Genomic DNA, 16,599 nt, shown 5'->3' on the forward strand with positions numbered 1-16,599 from the left:
GGTGGGTGGCGGGTGGGTGGCCGGTGAGTGTGGGGCGTGCGTGCGCCGCCCGGCGGGTCTGAGGGAGACTGGGGCCGTACGACGCCCCCCCGGTCCATCCCGGACCCCCGGGTCCTGGCCGGTTCGCCGGGTCCACCGGCCCGGAACGCCCCCGACAGGAGCCGACCCGCATGCCCCGCCTCGCTCTCTACGCCCTCGCCGTCTGCGTCCTGACCGTGGCCGCGGCCGTGGTCTCCTTCGCCCAGGGCATCTGGCTCGGTGTCGTGTGGGTGCTGCTCGCGGGGCTCTCGTCCAACATGGCCTGGTACTACGTACGCAAGGCGAAGGCGGAGCGGGCGGCGGCCCAGCCGTAGGGAGCGCTGCCCGAAGGTGCGCCGTTCGGCAGACCCGCTGCCCGAAGGGCCGCTGTCCGGCAGGCCCGTTATTCGACCAGGCCCGTTATCCGACAGGCCCGCACACGAATTCCTGCCGGCTCGTCCAGAAGCTGTAGAGGTTCCGGCCGCAGTACGTCTCCAACTCCGAGACGCCCAGCGCCCGCAGCAGCGCGTCGATGCCGTCGAAGAACGCGATGTTCACCTCGGGGATGAAGAGGACACCGAAGACGGCGAGCAGCCCGAACGGTGCGAACGGCTCCACCTGGCGGCGGAACTTGTGGGACAGCCAGGGCTCGATGATCCCGTACCCGTCCAGGCCGGGCACCGGCAGGAAGTTCAGCAGCGCCGCCGTGACCTGGAGCAGGGCGAGGAAGCCGAGCGCGTAACGGAAGCCGAGGGGGACGCCGGACAGGGCGTCCAGCCAGAACGGCGCCGTGCAGACGATCGCGAACAGCACGTTCGTCAGCGGCCCGGCCGCCGAGATCAGGCTGTGCTTCCAGCGGCCCTGGATACGGTTCCGCTCGATGAAGACCGCCCCGCCCGGCAGCCCGATCCCGCCCATGATCACGAAGATGACGGGCAGCACGATGCTCAGCAGCGCGTGCGTGTACTTGAGCGGGTTGAGCGTCAGATAGCCCTTCGCGCCGATCGAGATGTCGCCGCTGTGCAGCGCCGTGCGGGCGTGCGCGTACTCGTGCAGACAGAGCGAGGTGATCCACGCGCCCGTGACGAAGAGGAAGACGCCGATCCTGATGTCCGCGGCGAAGTCCGTCCACACCGCCCAGCCGGTGACCGCCGTGACGGCGACGATGCCCAGGAAGACGGGGGAGATCCGGCGGTCGCTGTGGCGGGAGGTGACGCTGGTCATAGCTGGGGCTCCGTGGTCGTGGGTGGGCTCCCCGGGGAGGGCTGGTCCGGCGGGCCGGGCGTGGCGGGCGTGGCGGGCGTGGCGGGCGTGGCGGGCGTGGCGGGCGTGGCGCGACCGTACGGCCCGGGACCTCCCCGACCGTACCGCCGACTCTTCCCGAACGTCCGACACGCGGAAAACGTCTCGCCCCCGGGCACGGTTCCGGGGAGGCTGGGCGCATGGCGCTGTGGACGATCCCGTACGACGACGGGCGGCAGGACGGCCGGGGGCAGGACGAGGCCGGGGCGAGGGGCGGGAGCGGGGCAACGGGCGGGAACGGGGCGAGGGGCTGGGGCGACGGTACGGGCGGGGGTGACGGTACGGGCGGGGTGCTCGCCCGCGACGGACGAGCCGGGCTCCTCGCGGTCCCCCGGCGTCCGGCGTCACCGCACGCGGGGCGGTCCCGGTGAGCGCCGTCCAGGACAATGGGCCCATGCGCCCGCGCTACCGGATTCTCGGCCCCACCCTCGCCCAGCACGCCGACGGCACCCCCGCCGCCCTCGGCGGCGCCCGGCTGCGCGCGCTGCTGACCGTGCTGGCGCTGCGGCCGGGCCGTACCGTCCCGGTCGGCGTGCTCGTCGCGGAGGTCTGGGACGGCGATCCGCCCGCCGACGCGGTCGGCGCGCTCCAGGCGCTGGTCGGACGGTTGCGGCGGGTCCTCGGCGCCTCGGCCGTGGCCTCGGAGAACGGCGGCTATCTGCTCCGCGCCCACGAGGACGACGTGGACCTCCACCGCTTCGGCTCCCTCGCCCGCGAGGGCGCGCAGGCGCTGGAGGCGGGCGACGCCGCCAAGGCGGCCGACCTGCTGGACGACGCGCTCGCGCTCTGGCGCGGGCCCGCGCTGGCCGACCTCCCCGACCGTACGACGGAGGCGGCCCGCTGGGAGACCCGCCGGATGGAGGCCCGCAGGACCCGGCTGACGGCCGCGCTCGCGCTGGGCCGGGCGGACGAGGCCCTGCCCGAACTGGCCGCGCTCTGCGGCGAGTTCCCGCTCGACGAACCCCTCCAGGCGCTACGGATCCGGGCCCTGCGCGACGCGGCGCGCCCAGCGGCGGCGCTGGCCGCCTACGAGCAGGTGCGCCGCGCCCTCGCGGACCGGCTGGGCACCGACCCGGGCCCGGAGCTGCGCGCCCTGCACGGGGAGCTGCTGCACGGCGGGAGCGGCGAAAGCGGCGGGAGCGAGGGGACGGGCCGTGAGGCCCCGCGCCCCCCGGAAATACCGGAGATATCCGTCGGCCCCCTCACCAACGGCACCCCCGCCCACGGCCCCGGCGCCCCCGTTCCGCCGCTCGCCCCCGCGCCCGTACGCCCTGGGAACCTCCGCGCCCGGCTGACCAGCTTCGTCGGGCGCGAGGCGGACATCGAGGCGATACGGAGCGACCTCGGCGGCGCCCGGCTCGTCACCCTGCTCGGGCCCGGCGGGGCCGGGAAGACCCGGCTCTCGCAGGAGGCCGCCGAGCTGATGGCCGGGGACTGGCCCGACGGCGTCTGGCTGGCCGAGCTGGCCCCCGTCGACGATCCGGCGACGGTCCCCGAGGCCGTCCTCACCGCTCTCGGCGCGCGGGAGGCCGTACTGCGCGGCGCCGGGGCCGAGGAACTGCGCGCCGCCGACCGGCACGCCGGCGAACCGCTCGTACGGCTGACCGAGCACTGCGCCCGCCGCCGCATGCTCCTCCTGCTCGACAACTGCGAGCACGTGATCGGCGCGGCGGCCTCCCTCGCCGACGAACTCCTCGCGCACTGCCCCGGGCTGACCGTCCTGGCGACCAGCCGGGAGGTGCTGGGGGTGCCGGGCGAGGTGGTGCGCCCGGTGGAGCCGCTGCCGCCGGACCCGGCGCACCGGCTGTTCGCGGAGCGCGGGCGCGCGGCACGGCCGTCGTTCGACCCGGCGGAGGACCCGGGGGCGGTGGCGGAGATCTGCCGCCGGCTGGACGGGCTGCCGCTGGCGATCGAGCTGGCGGCGGCGCGGCTGCGGATGCTGACGCCGCGTCAGGTGGCTGACCGGCTCGACGACCGCTTCCGTCTGCTGACGAGCGGGAGCCGGACCGTACTGCCGCGCCAGCAGACCCTGCGCGCCGTCGTGGACTGGTCCTGGGACCTGCTGGACGCCCAGGAGCGCGCCGTGCTGCGGCGGCTCTCCGTCTTCGCGGGCGGCTGCGACCTCACGGCCGCGGAGGCGGTCTGCGCCGACGGCGCCCGCCCGGCCGCCGGCCCGGGGGCTCGCCCGTCGGCGCCCGTCGTCGATGCCCGGGATGTCGCCGGGCTGCTCGGCTCCCTCATCGACAAGTCCCTCGTCGTCGCCGGACCCGCGCCGGACGGCACCATGCGGTACCGGCTGCTGGAGACCGTCGCGGAGTACACCGCCGAACGCCTCGGCCAGGCGGACAGGACCGGCGACCCGGGCGAGTCCGGCGGGCCCGAGGGGTTCCGTGGTGTCACCGAGCGCGCCGCGACCGAGCGCCGCCATCTCGTCCACTTCCGGGAACTGGCCCGCACCACCGACGTCACGCTGCGCGGCCCCGGTCAGGGTGCCGGGATCCGGCTGCTCCAGCAGGAGTACGAGAACCTGCGCACCGCCCTGCGCCGCGCCGTGGCCGCCGCCGACGAGCAGGAGACACTCTGCCTCGTCCTCTCCCTCGTCTGGTTCTGGCAGATGCTGGACCTGCGCGCCGAGGCCCGCCAGTGGACGCAGGCCGCCTCGGCCCTCGGGCCCGATCCGTTCGCCCCGCCCGGCGAGCCCGCCCCGCCGATCCTGTCGCGCTGCACGGACGCGCCGCCGCCGATGGCCCCCGACCTGCTCCAGGAGGCGCGGCGCCAGGTGCGGTTGGTCGAGATGGTCAACATGGACCACGACAACGGCGACTGGCTCTCCACGGAACGGCTCGCCTGGCTCGGTGTGGTGTCCACCGTCTACCGGCCGGGGCTCCCGCAGACCTGCCGATTCCCGGCCACCCTCTGGTTCTTCGCGATCATGCTCACCGGGGACGCCGAGGGCCTGCGGGTGGCGCTCAACGGGACCGTGCGCGCCTGCGAGGAGTTCGGATACGAATGGGAACTGGCCGGCGCGCTGCACATGCGGGCCAACGTGCTCGCCAACCGTGCCGAATGGGCGGGCGACGCACGCGCGGACGCCGACCGCAGCCTGGAGATCTACGACCGGCTCGGTGACCGCTGGGGCACCGCGGAGGCGCTGTCCGCCCGGGGCGAGGCCCGGGAGAAACGCGGCGACTACGCCCTCGCCGCCGAGGACTACGCGGCGGCCGTCGGCCACGCCGAACGGCTCGGCGCGCTCAGCCAGGTGGCCCTGCTGCGCACCCGGCTGGCCGGGACGATGTTCGAGACGGGCACGGGCGACGAGGGCGAGCGGATCCTGCGCGATGTGCTGCGCGGCGAGCGGGACGGCGGGCACGAGGCGGTGGTGGGCGCCCGGCTCTTCCTCGCGCTGCGGCTGGGTCGTACCGGACGCCGCGACGAGGCCAGGGAACAGATGAATGTGCTGCTCGGCATGTTCCGCAACGAGTCCCTGGACCCGTTCGAGGGGTTCGTACGGAGCGGCCTGGCCTGGCTGGACTGCCAGGAAGGCCACTTCGCCGAGGCGCTGAAGGGCGTGCGCGTGGCCCTGGGGACGGCGCTGACCCCGCTGTCGTTGATGATCGCGCCCGAGATGGCCGCGGGGCACCTGCTGACGGCGGCCTGGGCGCTGAGCGGACTCCCCGCCGACGAAGGGTGCCGGGCCCTGGACGCCGCCCGGCTGATCGGCGCGTACGAGGCGCTGCTCCCCGCCGGGCACTTCAGTAACGCCCGGGAGCGGGAACTGCTCGCCGCCGCCGAGGCCGCCACACGGGCCGTTCTCGACGGCCCGGCGTTCGACGCGGCGCGGGCCGAGGGCGCCGGTCTCTCCCTGGAGGAGGCCGCCGCCCTCGTCTGAAGCCGCGCCGCACCTCACGTCACGACTTCTTACGGAACTTGGCCACCGCCAGCGGAGCCGTCACCACCGTGATCGCCGCCGCCCACCCCAGCGTCATCCACACGGAGTGCGCCACAGGGCCGCCGTTGATCAGGTTGCGCGCGGCGTCCGCGAGGTTGGAGAGCGGGTTGTAGTCGGTGAACGCCTGGAGCCAGCCGGGCATCGTCGACGGCGGGGCGAAGATCGAGGAACCGAACTGCATCGGCATCAGCACGAGCATGGCCACCCCCTGGACGGCCTGTGCCGTCTTCATGGTGAGTCCCAGCAGAATGAAGATCCACATCAGCGAGGCGCCGAACGCCAGGGAGAGACCGATGGCGGCGCCCAGGTCGAGCACCGACGTCTTGATCTCCATGCCGAGCAGGAAGCCCATGCCGAGCAGGATCGCTATGGCGACCAGCATCCGGCCGATCTCCACGACTATCTTCGCGATCAGTACGGAGGAGCGGGCGATCGGCATCGTACGGAACCGGTCCATGACCCCCTTGCGGAAGTCGTCGTTCACCCCCGTGCCGACGGCCATGGCGATGTTCATGCCCATCATCGCCATGAGGCCCGGGACCACATAGTTCACGTAGTCCTCGCGGCTGCCGCCGAGGCTCGCGCCCACGGACCCGCCGAAGACGTACACGAACAGCAGCGTGAAGATGATCGGCATCAGCAGGACGTCGAACATCGACTCCGGGTCCTGCTTGATCTGCAGGGCGTTGCGGCGCACCAGTGCGCCGATGTGGCGCAGATTGGCCCGCAGTCCGATCCGGCCCTCGTCGGAACCGGCGGTCGGAACGGACCGGGAGCCGGGGCCGCCGGAGCCGGCGGGGGAGGCGGCGACGGCTGTGCCGGAGGCGGCGCCCGAAGCGGGCGGTGTGACGGTGGTGTCGGTCGTGCTCATGCCGCGACCTCCTCGGGTGTGGTGTCGGACGGGGTCACGGAGGCGGTCTTCTGGCCGGTGATGGCCAGGAAGACCTCGTCCAGGCTGGGCAGATGGGTGCCTATGTCGGTGATGGCGAAGCCGCGCTCGGCCAGCAGGCCGATGACGGCGGTCAGTTGGCCGTCGCTCAGGATCGGCACGTACAGCAGCCCCTCGTCGGGCACGGGCTGCACACCGGAGATCCCGTCGAGACCGCTCTCGGAGACCGCCCGCGCCATCGCGGCGAGCTGCGCCGGGTCCGCCGGCCTGATCTGGAGCGTCCGGCCGCCGACCTTCGCCTTCAGCTCGTCCACCCCGCCGTTGGCGATGATCCGGCCGCGGTCGATGACCGTCAGCTCGTCGGCGAGCTGCTCGGCCTCCTCCATGTACTGGGTGGTGAGCAGGACGGTGGCCCCCTCGTCGACCATCCGCCGCACCTCGTCCCAGACCTCGTTACGCGTACGGGGGTCGAGCCCCGTCGTCGGCTCGTCCAGGTAGAGCACCGACGGCCGGCCGATCATCGACGCGGCCAGGTCGAGCCGGCGCCGCATGCCGCCCGAGTACTGCATCGCGGACTTCTTCGCCGCCTCGGTGAGCGAGAACCGCTCCAGCAGCTCGTCGGCGCGGCGCCGGGCGTCCGCCCGGGACAGATCGAGCAGCCGCCCGATCATGTACAGGTTCTCCCAGCCGGAGAGCTTCTCGTCGACCGAGGCGTACTGGCCCGTGAGGCCGATCCTGCGGCGCAACTGGCGCGGCTGCCGCAGTACGTCGTACCCCGCGACCATGGCCGTGCCCGCGTCGGGCGCGACCAGCGTGGAAAGGATGCGGACGAGGGTGGTCTTGCCCGCGCCGTTGGGTCCGAGCACGCCGAGCACGGTGCCCTCGCGCACATCGAGATCGACGCCGTCGAGGGCCCGGGTGCCCTGCGGTCCGCCGTACTGCTTGACCAGCCCCCGTACCTCGACGGCGTTGCCGGCCCGGCCGCCGTTGGGGTTCTTGCCGAATTTCGTCATGTGCCCCATCAGAGCATCCGCCACCGACAACGCACCGACAAGCCGCCGACAGCCTGTGGATAACTCGTCGACATCCAGGTGCCGGGCGCTCGACAGCCCGCCGACGGGGGAAGATCGGCGGGCTGTCGTCGTGCGGGCAGTGGTCTGGGTGCCGAGCCGGACCGGAGCGCTCAGGCTGGGCCGAACCTGCCTAGTGGAAGGTGTGCTCCTCCTGAGGGAACGTTCCTCCAACGACCTCCTCGGCAAACTCCTTCGCCGCGTCGCCGAGCGCCTTCCGCAGGTTCGCGTACTGCTTCGAGAAGCGCGGCATCTTCCCGCTCGTCAGTCCGGCCATGTCCGTCCAGACGAGCACCTGCGCGTCCGTCTCGGCCCCGGCGCCGATCCCGATCGTCGGGATGTGCAGGACCCGCGTGACCTCGGCGGCCAGCTCGGCCGGCACCAGCTCCAGCACGACCGCGAAGGCGCCCGCGTCCTGGACGGCCTTCGCGTCGCGCAGCAACTGCTGCGCGGCCTCCTCGCCACGGCCCTGGACCCGGTAGCCCAGGGTGTTGACGGACTGCGGGGTGAGCCCGATGTGCCCCATCACCGGGATGCCCGCCTGCACCAGCAGCTCGATCTGGCCGTGCGAGCGCTCGCCGCCCTCCAGCTTGACCGCGCCGACGCCCGCGTCCTTCACCAGCCGGGTGGCGCTGCGCAGCGCCTGCACGGGGCTCTCCTGGTACGAGCCGAACGGGAGGTCGCCGACGATCAGGGCGCGCTTGGTGCCCCGTACGACGGCGGCGGAGAGCATCGTCATCTCGTCGAGGGTGACGGGCACGGTGGTCTCGTACCCGAGGTGGCAGTTGCCCATCGAGTCGCCGACGAGCATGACCGGGATGCCGGCCTCGTCGAAGACGGACGCGGTCGTCGCGTCGTAGGCGGTGAGCATGGGCCACTTCTCGCCGCGTTCCTTGGAAGCGGTGATGTCGTGGACGGTGATACGGCGGGAGAGCTTGCCACCGTAGAGCGCCAGTTGAGCAGTCATGGCCGAAGGCCCCTTCGTCATCTCGAGGCACCCTGACGGTGTCCCCGGACCGCCTCCATGGTGGCATCCCCGGACCCGCACGGGAAGTGGGGCCCCGTAGCGGGGCCCCATGGGGGCGCTCTCGGTATGAAGAGCCACCCCAAGCTCTGGGAGGAGTACCGCCGTACGGTCGTGGCCCCCCGCCGCGCGGCCACGCTGGCCCTGGTCCGGCGGGGGATCGCCGACGGGGAGTTCCGCGCCGACCTGGACCCGGAACTGGTCGACGACCTGATCGTCGGGCCGATGCTGATGCGCACCCTGCACCGGCCCGGCGCGCCGCTCCCCGACGACCTGGCCGAGCAGATCATCGGTGCGGCGCTCCAGGGGGTGGGCCCGCACCCGCACCCGCAGCACCCGCACCCGCACCCGCAGCACCCGCACCCGCACCCGCAGCACCCGCACCCGCCACGTCCGTCCACGGAGGGCGAAACGCCCGGGCCGTGAGACCTGTCACACCCGTTTCGACCCCCGGTCCCGCCCGCTTTCCCCGTCGCGTCACATGACCGTTCTGTCACAGCTCCCGGTCATTCGTCCGCGACAGGAACTCGTGTCGGCGGCTCCTTCGTCCCTGTCCCCGTACGGCCGTCGGGAGACGGCGGAGAAAGGGTCCGTTCATCGCCTAGGGTCTGTTCCGCACGGAACAGGTCCTAGGGTCAGTGGCGGGCGTGCACGGGCAAGGCAGTGAGGGCGGACATGACGCAGGAGTACACGGCTCAGTCGGTGACGACGGACGGCGAGGACCACCGCTCCCGATCCCGTGTCAGGGACCTGCTGGACCGCTTGCGCAGGGATCCCGGCATCTGGCGGCGCGGCATCGTGCTGGCTCTTCTCGCCCTGCTGGCCGCCCTGTTGATGATCCTGCACGCGCAGATCCCCAACACCATCGGCAACCTCGGCAGCCTCAACGAGACCTTCCTGCCCTGGCTGGGTCTGGTCGTCCCGCTGGTCCTGGTCCTCGGCCTCGTGCGCCGCTCCGCCACCGCGCTGATCGCCCTGCTGCTGCCCGCCGTTGTCTGGGTCAACCTCTTCGGCGGCCTCATCACCGACAAGTCGGGCGGCGGCGGTGACCTCACCGTCGCCACGCACAACGTCAACGCGGACAATCCCGATCCGGAGGGCACGGCGGCCTCGCTGGCGGAGTCCGGGGCGGACGTCGTCGCGCTGGAGGAGCTGAAGGCCAGCGCCGTCAAGACGTACGAGAAGGCCCTGGCCGGGACGTACAAGTACCACTCCGTGCAGGGCACCGTCGGGCTCTGGAGCAAGTACCCGATGTCCGACACCAAGCCCGTCGGCATCCGGCTCGGCTGGGTCCGCGCGATGCGCTCCACCGTCACCACCCCGCACGGCCCGGTCGCCTTCTACGTGGCGCACCTGCCGTCCGTACGGGTCAAACTGCACGCCGGGTTCACCGCCAACCAGCGCGACAAGAGCGCCGACGCGCTCGGCGAGGCCATCTCCCACGAGCCGCTGGAACAGGTGATCCTGCTCGGCGACCTCAACGGCACGATGAACGACCGCTCCCTCAAGGCCGTCACCGCCCAGATGCGCTCGACGCAGGGCGCGGCGGGCGACGGGTACGGCTTCTCCTGGCCGGCCGCGTTCCCGCTGGCCAGGATCGACCAGATCATGGTCAAGGACGTCGAGCCGACCTCGTCGTGGACCCTGCCCAGGACGGACAGCGACCATCTGCCGATAGCGGCACGGGTCAAACTGCGCTGAGTGATGCATCGCACGCAATGCGGTGTTCACCTGCCGGAATACAGGGCCTGAGACACTTTGTTCCGCAGGGGTACTAAGTAAGTTCCGTACCCCCCCGTGAACCCCCTTCGAAAGGCTGTCTCGTCATGCCCCTGGCTCTGCTCGCCCTCGCTGTGAGCGCCTTCGGCATCGGTACCACCGAGTTCGTCATGATGGGCCTGCTGCCCAATGTCGCGGACGATCTGGGAACGTCCGTGCCCACCGCCGGCTACCTCGTGTCGGCGTACGCGATCGGTGTCGTCATCGGCGCCCCGCTGCTCACCGCCTTCGGCTCCCGCATCCCGCGCAAGCGGATGCTCCTGCTGCTGATGGGCCTCTTCATCGTCGGCAACCTCGCCTCCGCGCTCGCCCCCGGCTTCGGCTGGCTGCTGGCGGGCCGGGTCCTCGCGGGGCTGCCGCACGGCGCGTTCTTCGGCGTCGGCGCGGTCGTCGCCGCCCGGCTGGTCCACGAGGGCCGGCAGGCGCGCGCGGTGGCCACCATGTTCCTCGGCCTGACCGTCGCGAACATCGTCGGTGTCCCCGCCGCCACCCTGCTCGGCCAGCACCTCGGCTGGCGCGCCACCTTCCTCGTGGTCACCGTCATCGGCCTGGTCGCGCTCGCCGCGCTGGCCCGGCTCGTCCCGTACGTACCCGTGGACGCCCAGCAGAGCGTCCGCCGCGAGGTGCGCGCCCTCGGCAACCAGCAGGTGCTGCTCGGCCTCGCCACCGCCGTCCTCGGCTTCGGCGGCGTCTTCGCCGTCTACTCCTACCTCGCCTCGATGACCACCGAGGTCATGGGCTTCGGGGAGTCCTCCGTCACCCTCGTCCTCGCCCTCTTCGGCATCGGCATGACGCTCGGCGCGCTGGCGGCCGGGCCGCTCACCGACCGGGCGCTGCGCCCCACCCTGTACGGCTCGCTCGCCACCCTGGCGCTGGTCCTGGTCGCGTTCCGCTTCACGGTGCACGTGCAGTGGATGGCGCTGGTGACCGTCGTCGTCCTGGGCGCGGTCGGCTTCATGACGACCACGCCGCTCCAGATGCTGGTCATGCAGAAGGCCAAGCACGCGCCCACGCTCGCCTCGGCCTCGAACCACTCGGCGTTCAACCTCGCCAACGCGGGCGGCGCCTGGCTCGGCGGCATGGCGATCGCGGCGGGCTGGGGCTGGATGTCCCCGACCCTGGTCGGCGCGGTCCTCGCGGTCCTCGGCCTGGCGACCGCCGTCACTGCGGGGCTCCTCGACCGGGGCGGCCGGGGCGGCCACGACCTGGCGCCTGAGGTCTCCCGCGTGGTCGCCTCGGGCGGCGCGCAGGCCGAACCGGCGGCGACCGGGGCGACGGAGCGCGTCTGAGCCGGACCTCCGGCCCCGCTTGGGGCCGGAGGCCGGGGTCCCGGCGGCAGGGCGTCAGACCTGCTCGCGCCAGTGGTTCGTGATCGGCAGACGCCGGTCCTTGCCGAAGCCCTTGGCCGAGATCTTGGTGCCCGGCGGGTACTGGCGCCGCTTGTACTCCGCCGTGTCCACCATCCGCAGCGTCTTCGCCACCAGCTCCGCGTCGAAGCCCGCCGCGACGATCGCGTCCATGCCCTGGTCGCGGTCGACGTACAGCTCCAGGATCCGGTCCAGTACGTCGTAGTCCGGCAGCGAGTCCGTGTCGACCTGGCCCGGCCGCAGCTCGGCGCTGGGCGGCTTCGAGATGGACGCCTCGGGGATCGGCGGGGTCCGGCCGCGCTCCTCGGCGGCGCGGTTGCGCCACCGGGCGAGCCGGAAGACCGACGTCTTGTAGACGTCCTTGATCGGGCCGTACGCGCCCACGGCGTCGCCGTACAGCGTCGAGTACCCCACCGCCAGCTCGGACTTGTTGCCCGGCGCGAGCACGATGTGCCCCTCCTGGTTGGAGAGGGACATCAGCATCGTGCCGCGCAGCCGCGCCTGGAGGTTCTCCTCCGCGAGCCCGGTGAGCCCGAGCGACCCCATGTACGCGTCGAACATCGGCTCGATCGGGTGGGTACGGAAGTTGAGGCCGGTACGGCGCGCCAGCTCGGCCGCGTCGCCCTTGGAGTGGTCCGAGGAGTACTTGGACGGCATGGACACCCCGTACACGTGCTGCGCGCCGAGCGCGTCGCACGCGATGGCCGCCACCAGCGCCGAGTCGATCCCGCCGGAGAGCCCGATCAGGACGGAGCGGAAGCCGTTCTTGGCGGCGTACGCGCGCAGCCCCACGACCAGCGCCGAGTACACCTCCTCGTCGTCGTCCAGGCGGTCCGCGTAGCCGCCGGTCAGCTCCGGCTCGTACGCCGGGAGCGGGTCCTCGGAGAGGACGACCCGGTCGATCCGCAGCCCGTCGTCGACGACGCCCTCCACCGGCTCCGCGGCGGCGGCCGGCAGATCGAGGTCCAGGATGACCGAGCCCTCCGCGAACTGCGGGGCGCGGGCCACGACCTCGCCGTCCCTGTCGACGACGATCGAGTCGCCGTCGAAGACCAGCTCGTCCTGGCCGCCGATCATCGCGAGGTACGCGGTGGTGCAGCCGGCCTCCTGGGCGCGCTTGCGGACCAGCTCCAGGCGGGTGTCGTCCTTCTCGCGCTCGTACGGCGAGGCGTTGACCGACAGCAGCAGCCCGGCCCCGGCGGACCGGGCGGCCGGCACGCGCCCGCCCTCCTGCCACAGGTCCTCGCAGATGGCGAGCGCGACATCGACGCCGTGCACCCGGACGACGGGCATCGTGTCGCCCGGCACGAAGTACCGGAACTCGTCGAAGACGCCGTAGTTGGGGAGGTGGTGCTTGGCGAAGTTGAGCACCACCTCCCCGCGGTGCAGTACGGCGGCGGCGTTGCGCGGGGCGCCCGCGGGCTGCCCGTACCGCGGCTGCGCCGACTCCGAGCGGTCGAGATAGCCGACGACGACGGGCACCTCCCCGAAGCCTTCCTCGGCGAGGCGCCCGGCGAGCGCGCGCACGGCGGCCCGGGACGCCTCGACGAAGGACGACCGCAGGGCCAGGTCCTCGACGGGGTAGCCGGTCAGCGCCATCTCGGGGAACGCGACGAGATGCGCTCCCTGCTCGGCGGCGTGCCGGGTCCAGTGCACGATCGCCTCGGCGTTCGCGGCGAGATCGCCGACGGTCGAGTCGATCTGATTCAGGGCGAGGCGTAGTTGAGGCACGCCGCCCAGTGTAATCGTCTGTCTGACGCGATGCCCTGGGGTGCCGGTGTGGGGCGGGCCACTCCGGGCCCACGGAATCCTGAGCGGCCGTGGTCAGCGGCCCGCGTAGACCTGTTCCGCCCACGCGGCGATCTGGATCTCGGTGAGATGCCGGGCCAGATCGGCCTCGCTGATCATCCCGACGAGGCGCTTGTCCTCGATCACCGGGAGCCTGCGGATCCGATGGCTCTGCATCTCGCTCAGAACCTCCTCGACGTCCGCGTCCGCGTCGATCCAGCGCGGTGTGCCGTGCGCCATCTCGCCCGCCGTCGTCTGCGCCGGGTCGTGGCCGCGCGCCACACAGCCGACGACGATGTCGCGGTCCGTGAGAATGCCGGTCAGCCGCTCCTGGGAGTCGGCGATGGGCAGCGCGCCCACGTCCAGCTCGCGCATGAGCTGTGCGGCGCGGTCCAGGGTCTCGTGCGCCGGGATCCACCGGGCGCCGGAATGCATGATGTCCTTGGCCGTGGTCATGGGTGCTCAGCCTCCTGAGTGCGGTGCTGCCGCTGTCGGCCCCGAGCCAGAACCATCATCGTGCGTACGTTCGGGTGACGCGACCGCAGTCACCCGAACGGGGGAGCGGGCGGCGCCCCGCCGTCAGGCCGTACGGTCCGACGGCGCCCCGCCGTCAGGCCGTACGGTCCGGCCCGACGACGGGTGCACCGCGGCCGGGCGTCAGGCGCGCGCCTTCGCGCCGCGCTCCGCGAGCAGGTCCGCCATCAGGGACAGCTCCGACTCCTGCGCCGCGACCATCCCCTCGGCGAGGCTCTTCTCCGTACCGTTGGAGCAGAGCCGGACACAGCCCTGCGCCATGGAGACGCCGCCCTTGTGGTGGTCGGTCATGAGCTGGAGGTAGAGGATCTCGGCCGCCTTGCCGCGGGCCTTGCGGAGCTGGTCCAGCTCCGTCCTGGTGGCCATGCCCGGCATCAGCGAACCGTCGTGGGCCTCGTGGCCCCCATGGCCCGCGTCGCCGTGGTCCATGCCCTCCATGCCGTCGGTGTCCGCCGTGCCCTCCATCCAGGCCATGGGCTCCGTACCGGCCTCCACCTTGGGCAGCCCCCACAGGTCCAGCCACCCCATGAGCATGCCGCGCTGGTTCGCCTGCGTGTTGGCGATGTCGTACGCCAGCCGGCGCACGTCCTCGTCGTCGGTGCTGTCCCGCACGATGAAGGACATCTCCACGGCCTGCTGGTGGTGGACGGCCATGTCCCGGGCGAAGCCCGCGTCCGCGGACTCCGACGACGGCGTACGGGACGCCGCCGCCGTACCGTCGTCCCGCGCGGCCGAGGCGACCGTGGCCGTACCGGCGAAGACCAGCGCCAGCACGACGGCGGTGATCGCCGCCCACTGCGTCCGCGTCACGGACCGCCGGGGGCCGTCCTCCGGGGCCGCCCCGCTCACTGCGCGCCCATTCCGCCCGTGCAGGCGGCGCCCGGCTCGGGGGTCTGCTTGCCCTGCACGTACTTGGTGAAGAACTGGTTGACGCGGGAGTCCGACGCGCTGTCCACCGTCACCTGCTTGCCCCAGGCGCTCAGCATGATCGCGCCGTCCTGGTCCTTGACCGGGCTCATCAGCGTGTACGGGGTCTTGCCGACCTTGTCGGAGAGCGCCTTCACGTCGTCGTCCGACGCCTTGTCGTTGTACGTGACCCAGACCGCGCCGTGCTCCAGCGAGTGCACCGCGTTGACCTCGGGGATCGCCTCCTTGTAGACGTCACCCTCGCAGTTCATCCAGACCTGGTTGTGGTCACCGCCCACCGCCGGCGTCATCGGGTACTTGACGGCCTCGGTGACATGGTTGCGGCCCAGCTTCTTGGCGTCCCACGACTTCTCCTCCTTGACGGGCGCCGCGGCGGCGGCCTTCTCCGCCTCCTTCTTGTCGGACTCCTTGTTGAGCGCGTACGCGCCGAAGCCGACGAGACCGACCACCACGACCGTGCTCAGCGTGATCGTGATGATGCGGCTGCGCCGCTCGCGGGCCCGCTCGGCACGGCGCATCTCCTCTATTCGGGCCTTGCGGTCGGCTGACTGGGACTTCGAACCCATGATGTTTTCGTCCTTCTGACTTCAGGGGATGGCTGCGGAATCGCGGAACGCTGCATGCTGAACGCGAAGCGTGGAACACGGTGCGGGTGCGGGGCCCGGCTACGTCCGCAGTACTTGAAGGACGTGAAGGTCCGGCGCGCGGGGGAACGCTCCGGAGCGGGGTGCCCGGCCGGTGGGGCGCGGCGGTTCGAGGTACGGGTGCTGTACGGCGACGGCGGGCGCCGCGGCGGGCGGCGGCACGGTGAGTACGGCCGCGCCCAGGTGCGGGAGGAGCCCGCAGTCGCCGTTGCGGTAAGGGCAGATGTACTGGGATTCGCCGGCGTGCGGCGGTTGTGCCGTACCGACGGTGAAGCTGCCCACCACGGCGGTGGTGACGGCCGTGCCGTCCCGGTGGTGGCCGGACGCCGTCCCCGTGTCGGTGCCCAGACAGAGGAACAGTGCGGCCAGCAGCGTCGCCACGGCGCTGAACAAGGCCGTGGGACGCGTGGTGCGTATGTGGCCGATGCGGCCGCGCGGCTGTCCCCCCATGGGGCCAGATCGTAGTGCGTGGCGGGCCGGAGCAGCAGTGCGGGCGGCGGTGCCGCGTCGGCGCGGTCGGCCGTGGGACCCGTCGGCCGCCGTGTCCTGACCGTGTACCGCCGTCGATACGGTATGAAACGGTCGCTCGGAAACGGTCACCGGCGCGATACAAAGAGGCATGGCCGAACAAGAAGGCAGGGCCGGGCGTCCCCCTGCCGATGTCGACGCGGTGACCCACGCGGTGCTGACCGCGTCCCGGCTCCTGGTCGCCATCTCCGCCCGTTCCCTCGCCGCGATGGGGGAGCGGGTCACGCTGCCCCAGTTCCGTCTTCTGGTGGTTCTCTCCACCCACGGCGACGCCAAGCTCGTCTCGGTCGCCGAACGGCTCGGCGTGAACCCGTCCACCGCCATGCGCATGCTCGACCGGCTGATCGCGGCGGGACTGGCGACCCGCGAGAGCAACCCCGGCAACCGCAGGGAGACGGTGCTGGCGCTCACCCCCGAGGGCCACACCCTGGTCGAGCGGGTCACGGCCGTACGCCACCGCGAGATCTCGGCGATCGTCGAGCGGCTCACCCCCGGGCAGCGCGCGGACCTGGTCGGGGCGCTGACGGCGTTCACGGAGGCGGGCGGGGAGCCCGCCGTCCCGGGCGACGAGGGGGAGCCGTACCCGCTGGGCTGGTCCGACACGCACACCCGGTGACCTGGTGACCGGGCGACGGCGGACCCCGGGGCCGACCCGGGCCGACCGTGACGGATGAAGCCTCAACCAGTGGCTGACAGTCGCCAGGAGTGATCTTCGCCGGCGGGGATTGCGGTCACCTGTTTCATGGGCACCACCTGGGCAGGCACTATGGGCGTGAGCCC

General features: G+C 72.5%; 15 protein-coding genes and 1 pseudogene. 7 read left to right on the top strand and 9 right to left on the bottom strand.

Annotation, left to right across the window (positions count from 1 at the left end; genetic code table 11):
- Positions 1-170: 170 nt before the first annotated feature.
- Complete coding sequence (locus ACIBJC_RS23645) at positions 171-353, top strand: hypothetical protein (RefSeq protein ID WP_399295543.1); 183 nt, start codon at positions 171-173, stop codon at positions 351-353.
- A gap of 85 nt (positions 354-438) precedes the next feature.
- Here ACIBJC_RS23645 and ACIBJC_RS23650 read toward each other — a convergent pair whose 3' ends face one another.
- A complete protein-coding gene (locus ACIBJC_RS23650; protein ID WP_399295545.1) occupies positions 439-1,242 on the bottom strand; it encodes a site-2 protease family protein in 804 nt (267 codons plus the stop codon).
- Between the two features lie 218 nt (positions 1,243-1,460).
- Here ACIBJC_RS23650 and ACIBJC_RS23655 point away from each other — a divergent pair, with 218 nt between their 5' ends.
- Positions 1,461-1,691, top strand: a complete 231-nt coding sequence (locus ACIBJC_RS23655; RefSeq protein WP_399295547.1) for a hypothetical protein — start codon at positions 1,461-1,463, stop codon at positions 1,689-1,691.
- A 23-nt stretch (positions 1,692-1,714) separates the two neighbouring features.
- Positions 1,715-5,209: an AfsR/SARP family transcriptional regulator gene (locus ACIBJC_RS23660; RefSeq protein ID WP_399295549.1), complete on the top strand. Its 3,495-nt coding sequence runs from the start codon at positions 1,715-1,717 to the stop codon at positions 5,207-5,209.
- A 19-nt stretch (positions 5,210-5,228) separates the two neighbouring features.
- On the opposite strand, the gene ACIBJC_RS23665 is transcribed toward ACIBJC_RS23660, so the two are convergent.
- The 3 genes from ACIBJC_RS23665 to panB all read right to left on the bottom strand — a co-directional run bounded on the left by ACIBJC_RS23665 (position 5,229) and on the right by panB (position 8,195).
- Positions 5,229-6,140: an ABC transporter permease gene (locus ACIBJC_RS23665; RefSeq protein WP_399295551.1), complete on the bottom strand. Its 912-nt coding sequence runs from the start codon at positions 6,138-6,140 to the stop codon at positions 5,229-5,231.
- Positions 6,137-7,180, bottom strand: coding sequence for an ATP-binding cassette domain-containing protein (locus ACIBJC_RS23670; protein ID WP_399295554.1), 1,044 nt, complete (start codon positions 7,178-7,180; stop codon positions 6,137-6,139). Before ACIBJC_RS23670 ends, ACIBJC_RS23665 begins: the two co-directional genes overlap by 4 nt.
- 181 nt (positions 7,181-7,361) lie before the next feature.
- Positions 7,362-8,195, bottom strand: coding sequence for a 3-methyl-2-oxobutanoate hydroxymethyltransferase (gene panB, locus ACIBJC_RS23675; RefSeq protein ID WP_399295556.1), 834 nt, complete (start codon positions 8,193-8,195; stop codon positions 7,362-7,364).
- Positions 8,196-8,321: 126 nt separating this feature from the next.
- On the opposite strand from panB, the pseudogene ACIBJC_RS23680 reads away from it, so the two are divergent.
- The 3 genes and pseudogenes from ACIBJC_RS23680 to ACIBJC_RS23690 form a co-directional block, all read left to right on the top strand.
- Positions 8,322-8,570: pseudogene (locus tag ACIBJC_RS23680) on the top strand (TetR-like C-terminal domain-containing protein); the annotation flags it as partial.
- Positions 8,571-8,927: 357 nt separating this feature from the next.
- On the top strand, positions 8,928-9,953 hold the full coding sequence (locus ACIBJC_RS23685) for an endonuclease/exonuclease/phosphatase family protein (protein ID WP_399295558.1): 1,026 nt from the start codon (positions 8,928-8,930) through the stop codon (positions 9,951-9,953).
- 125 nt (positions 9,954-10,078) lie between these two features.
- Entirely contained in the window at positions 10,079-11,320 is a 1,242-nt protein-coding gene (locus tag ACIBJC_RS23690) for an MFS transporter (RefSeq protein ID WP_399295560.1), read from the top strand.
- A gap of 54 nt (positions 11,321-11,374) precedes the next feature.
- Here the strand turns inward: ACIBJC_RS23690 and ACIBJC_RS23695 are convergent, their stop codons facing one another.
- From ACIBJC_RS23695 to ACIBJC_RS23715, 5 genes are all read right to left on the bottom strand, one after another.
- The gene (locus ACIBJC_RS23695) at positions 11,375-13,129 is read right to left on the bottom strand and encodes an NAD+ synthase (RefSeq protein WP_399295562.1); all 1,755 of its coding nucleotides are present in this window, start codon (positions 13,127-13,129) and stop codon (positions 11,375-11,377) included.
- A 93-nt stretch (positions 13,130-13,222) separates the two neighbouring features.
- On the bottom strand, positions 13,223-13,642 hold the full coding sequence (locus tag ACIBJC_RS23700; RefSeq protein WP_399295564.1) for a CBS domain-containing protein: 420 nt from the start codon (positions 13,640-13,642) through the stop codon (positions 13,223-13,225).
- Positions 13,643-13,843: 201 nt separating this feature from the next.
- Positions 13,844-14,569, bottom strand: coding sequence for a DUF305 domain-containing protein (locus ACIBJC_RS23705; RefSeq protein ID WP_399295566.1), 726 nt, complete (start codon positions 14,567-14,569; stop codon positions 13,844-13,846).
- Positions 14,566-15,213 (bottom strand): DUF3105 domain-containing protein, encoded by a 648-nt coding sequence (locus tag ACIBJC_RS23710; protein ID WP_399295568.1) that lies wholly within the window; start codon positions 15,211-15,213, stop codon positions 14,566-14,568. The genes ACIBJC_RS23705 and ACIBJC_RS23710 overlap by 4 nt, the downstream gene beginning before the upstream one ends.
- A 99-nt stretch (positions 15,214-15,312) precedes the next feature.
- Positions 15,313-15,741 (bottom strand): hypothetical protein, encoded by a 429-nt coding sequence (locus tag ACIBJC_RS23715; protein WP_399295570.1) that lies wholly within the window; start codon positions 15,739-15,741, stop codon positions 15,313-15,315.
- A 169-nt stretch (positions 15,742-15,910) separates the two neighbouring features.
- Here ACIBJC_RS23715 and ACIBJC_RS23720 point away from each other — a divergent pair, with 169 nt between their 5' ends.
- On the top strand, positions 15,911-16,435 hold the full coding sequence (locus ACIBJC_RS23720) for a MarR family winged helix-turn-helix transcriptional regulator (RefSeq protein ID WP_399295572.1): 525 nt from the start codon (positions 15,911-15,913) through the stop codon (positions 16,433-16,435).
- Positions 16,436-16,599: the final 164 nt, after the last annotated feature.

Origin of the sequence: Streptomyces sp. NPDC050509 (assembly GCF_044457965.1) — a bacterium.
GTDB lineage: Bacteria > Actinomycetota > Actinomycetes > Streptomycetales > Streptomycetaceae > Streptomyces.

What these genes read in the sequence shown, in the direction of transcription:
- ACIBJC_RS23645 (WP_399295543.1), top strand. Translation starts at nt 171, where the DNA reads ATGCCCCGCCTCGCTCTCTACGCCCTCGCCGTCTGCGTCCTGACCGTG.
- ACIBJC_RS23650 (WP_399295545.1), bottom strand. Translation starts at nt 1,242, where the DNA reads ATGACCAGCGTCACCTCCCGCCACAGCGACCGCCGGATCTCCCCCGTC.
- ACIBJC_RS23655 (WP_399295547.1), top strand. Translation starts at nt 1,461, where the DNA reads ATGGCGCTGTGGACGATCCCGTACGACGACGGGCGGCAGGACGGCCGG.
- ACIBJC_RS23660 (WP_399295549.1), top strand. Translation starts at nt 1,715, where the DNA reads ATGCGCCCGCGCTACCGGATTCTCGGCCCCACCCTCGCCCAGCACGCC.
- ACIBJC_RS23665 (WP_399295551.1), bottom strand. Translation starts at nt 6,140, where the DNA reads ATGAGCACGACCGACACCACCGTCACACCGCCCGCTTCGGGCGCCGCC.
- ACIBJC_RS23670 (WP_399295554.1), bottom strand. Translation starts at nt 7,180, where the DNA reads ATGGGGCACATGACGAAATTCGGCAAGAACCCCAACGGCGGCCGGGCC.
- panB (WP_399295556.1), bottom strand. Translation starts at nt 8,195, where the DNA reads ATGACTGCTCAACTGGCGCTCTACGGTGGCAAGCTCTCCCGCCGTATC.
- ACIBJC_RS23685 (WP_399295558.1), top strand. Translation starts at nt 8,928, where the DNA reads ATGACGCAGGAGTACACGGCTCAGTCGGTGACGACGGACGGCGAGGAC.
- ACIBJC_RS23690 (WP_399295560.1), top strand. Translation starts at nt 10,079, where the DNA reads ATGCCCCTGGCTCTGCTCGCCCTCGCTGTGAGCGCCTTCGGCATCGGT.
- ACIBJC_RS23700 (WP_399295564.1), bottom strand. Translation starts at nt 13,642, where the DNA reads ATGACCACGGCCAAGGACATCATGCATTCCGGCGCCCGGTGGATCCCG.
- ACIBJC_RS23710 (WP_399295568.1), bottom strand. Translation starts at nt 15,213, where the DNA reads ATGGGTTCGAAGTCCCAGTCAGCCGACCGCAAGGCCCGAATAGAGGAG.
- ACIBJC_RS23715 (WP_399295570.1), bottom strand. Translation starts at nt 15,741, where the DNA reads ATGGGGGGACAGCCGCGCGGCCGCATCGGCCACATACGCACCACGCGT.
- ACIBJC_RS23720 (WP_399295572.1), top strand. Translation starts at nt 15,911, where the DNA reads ATGGCCGAACAAGAAGGCAGGGCCGGGCGTCCCCCTGCCGATGTCGAC.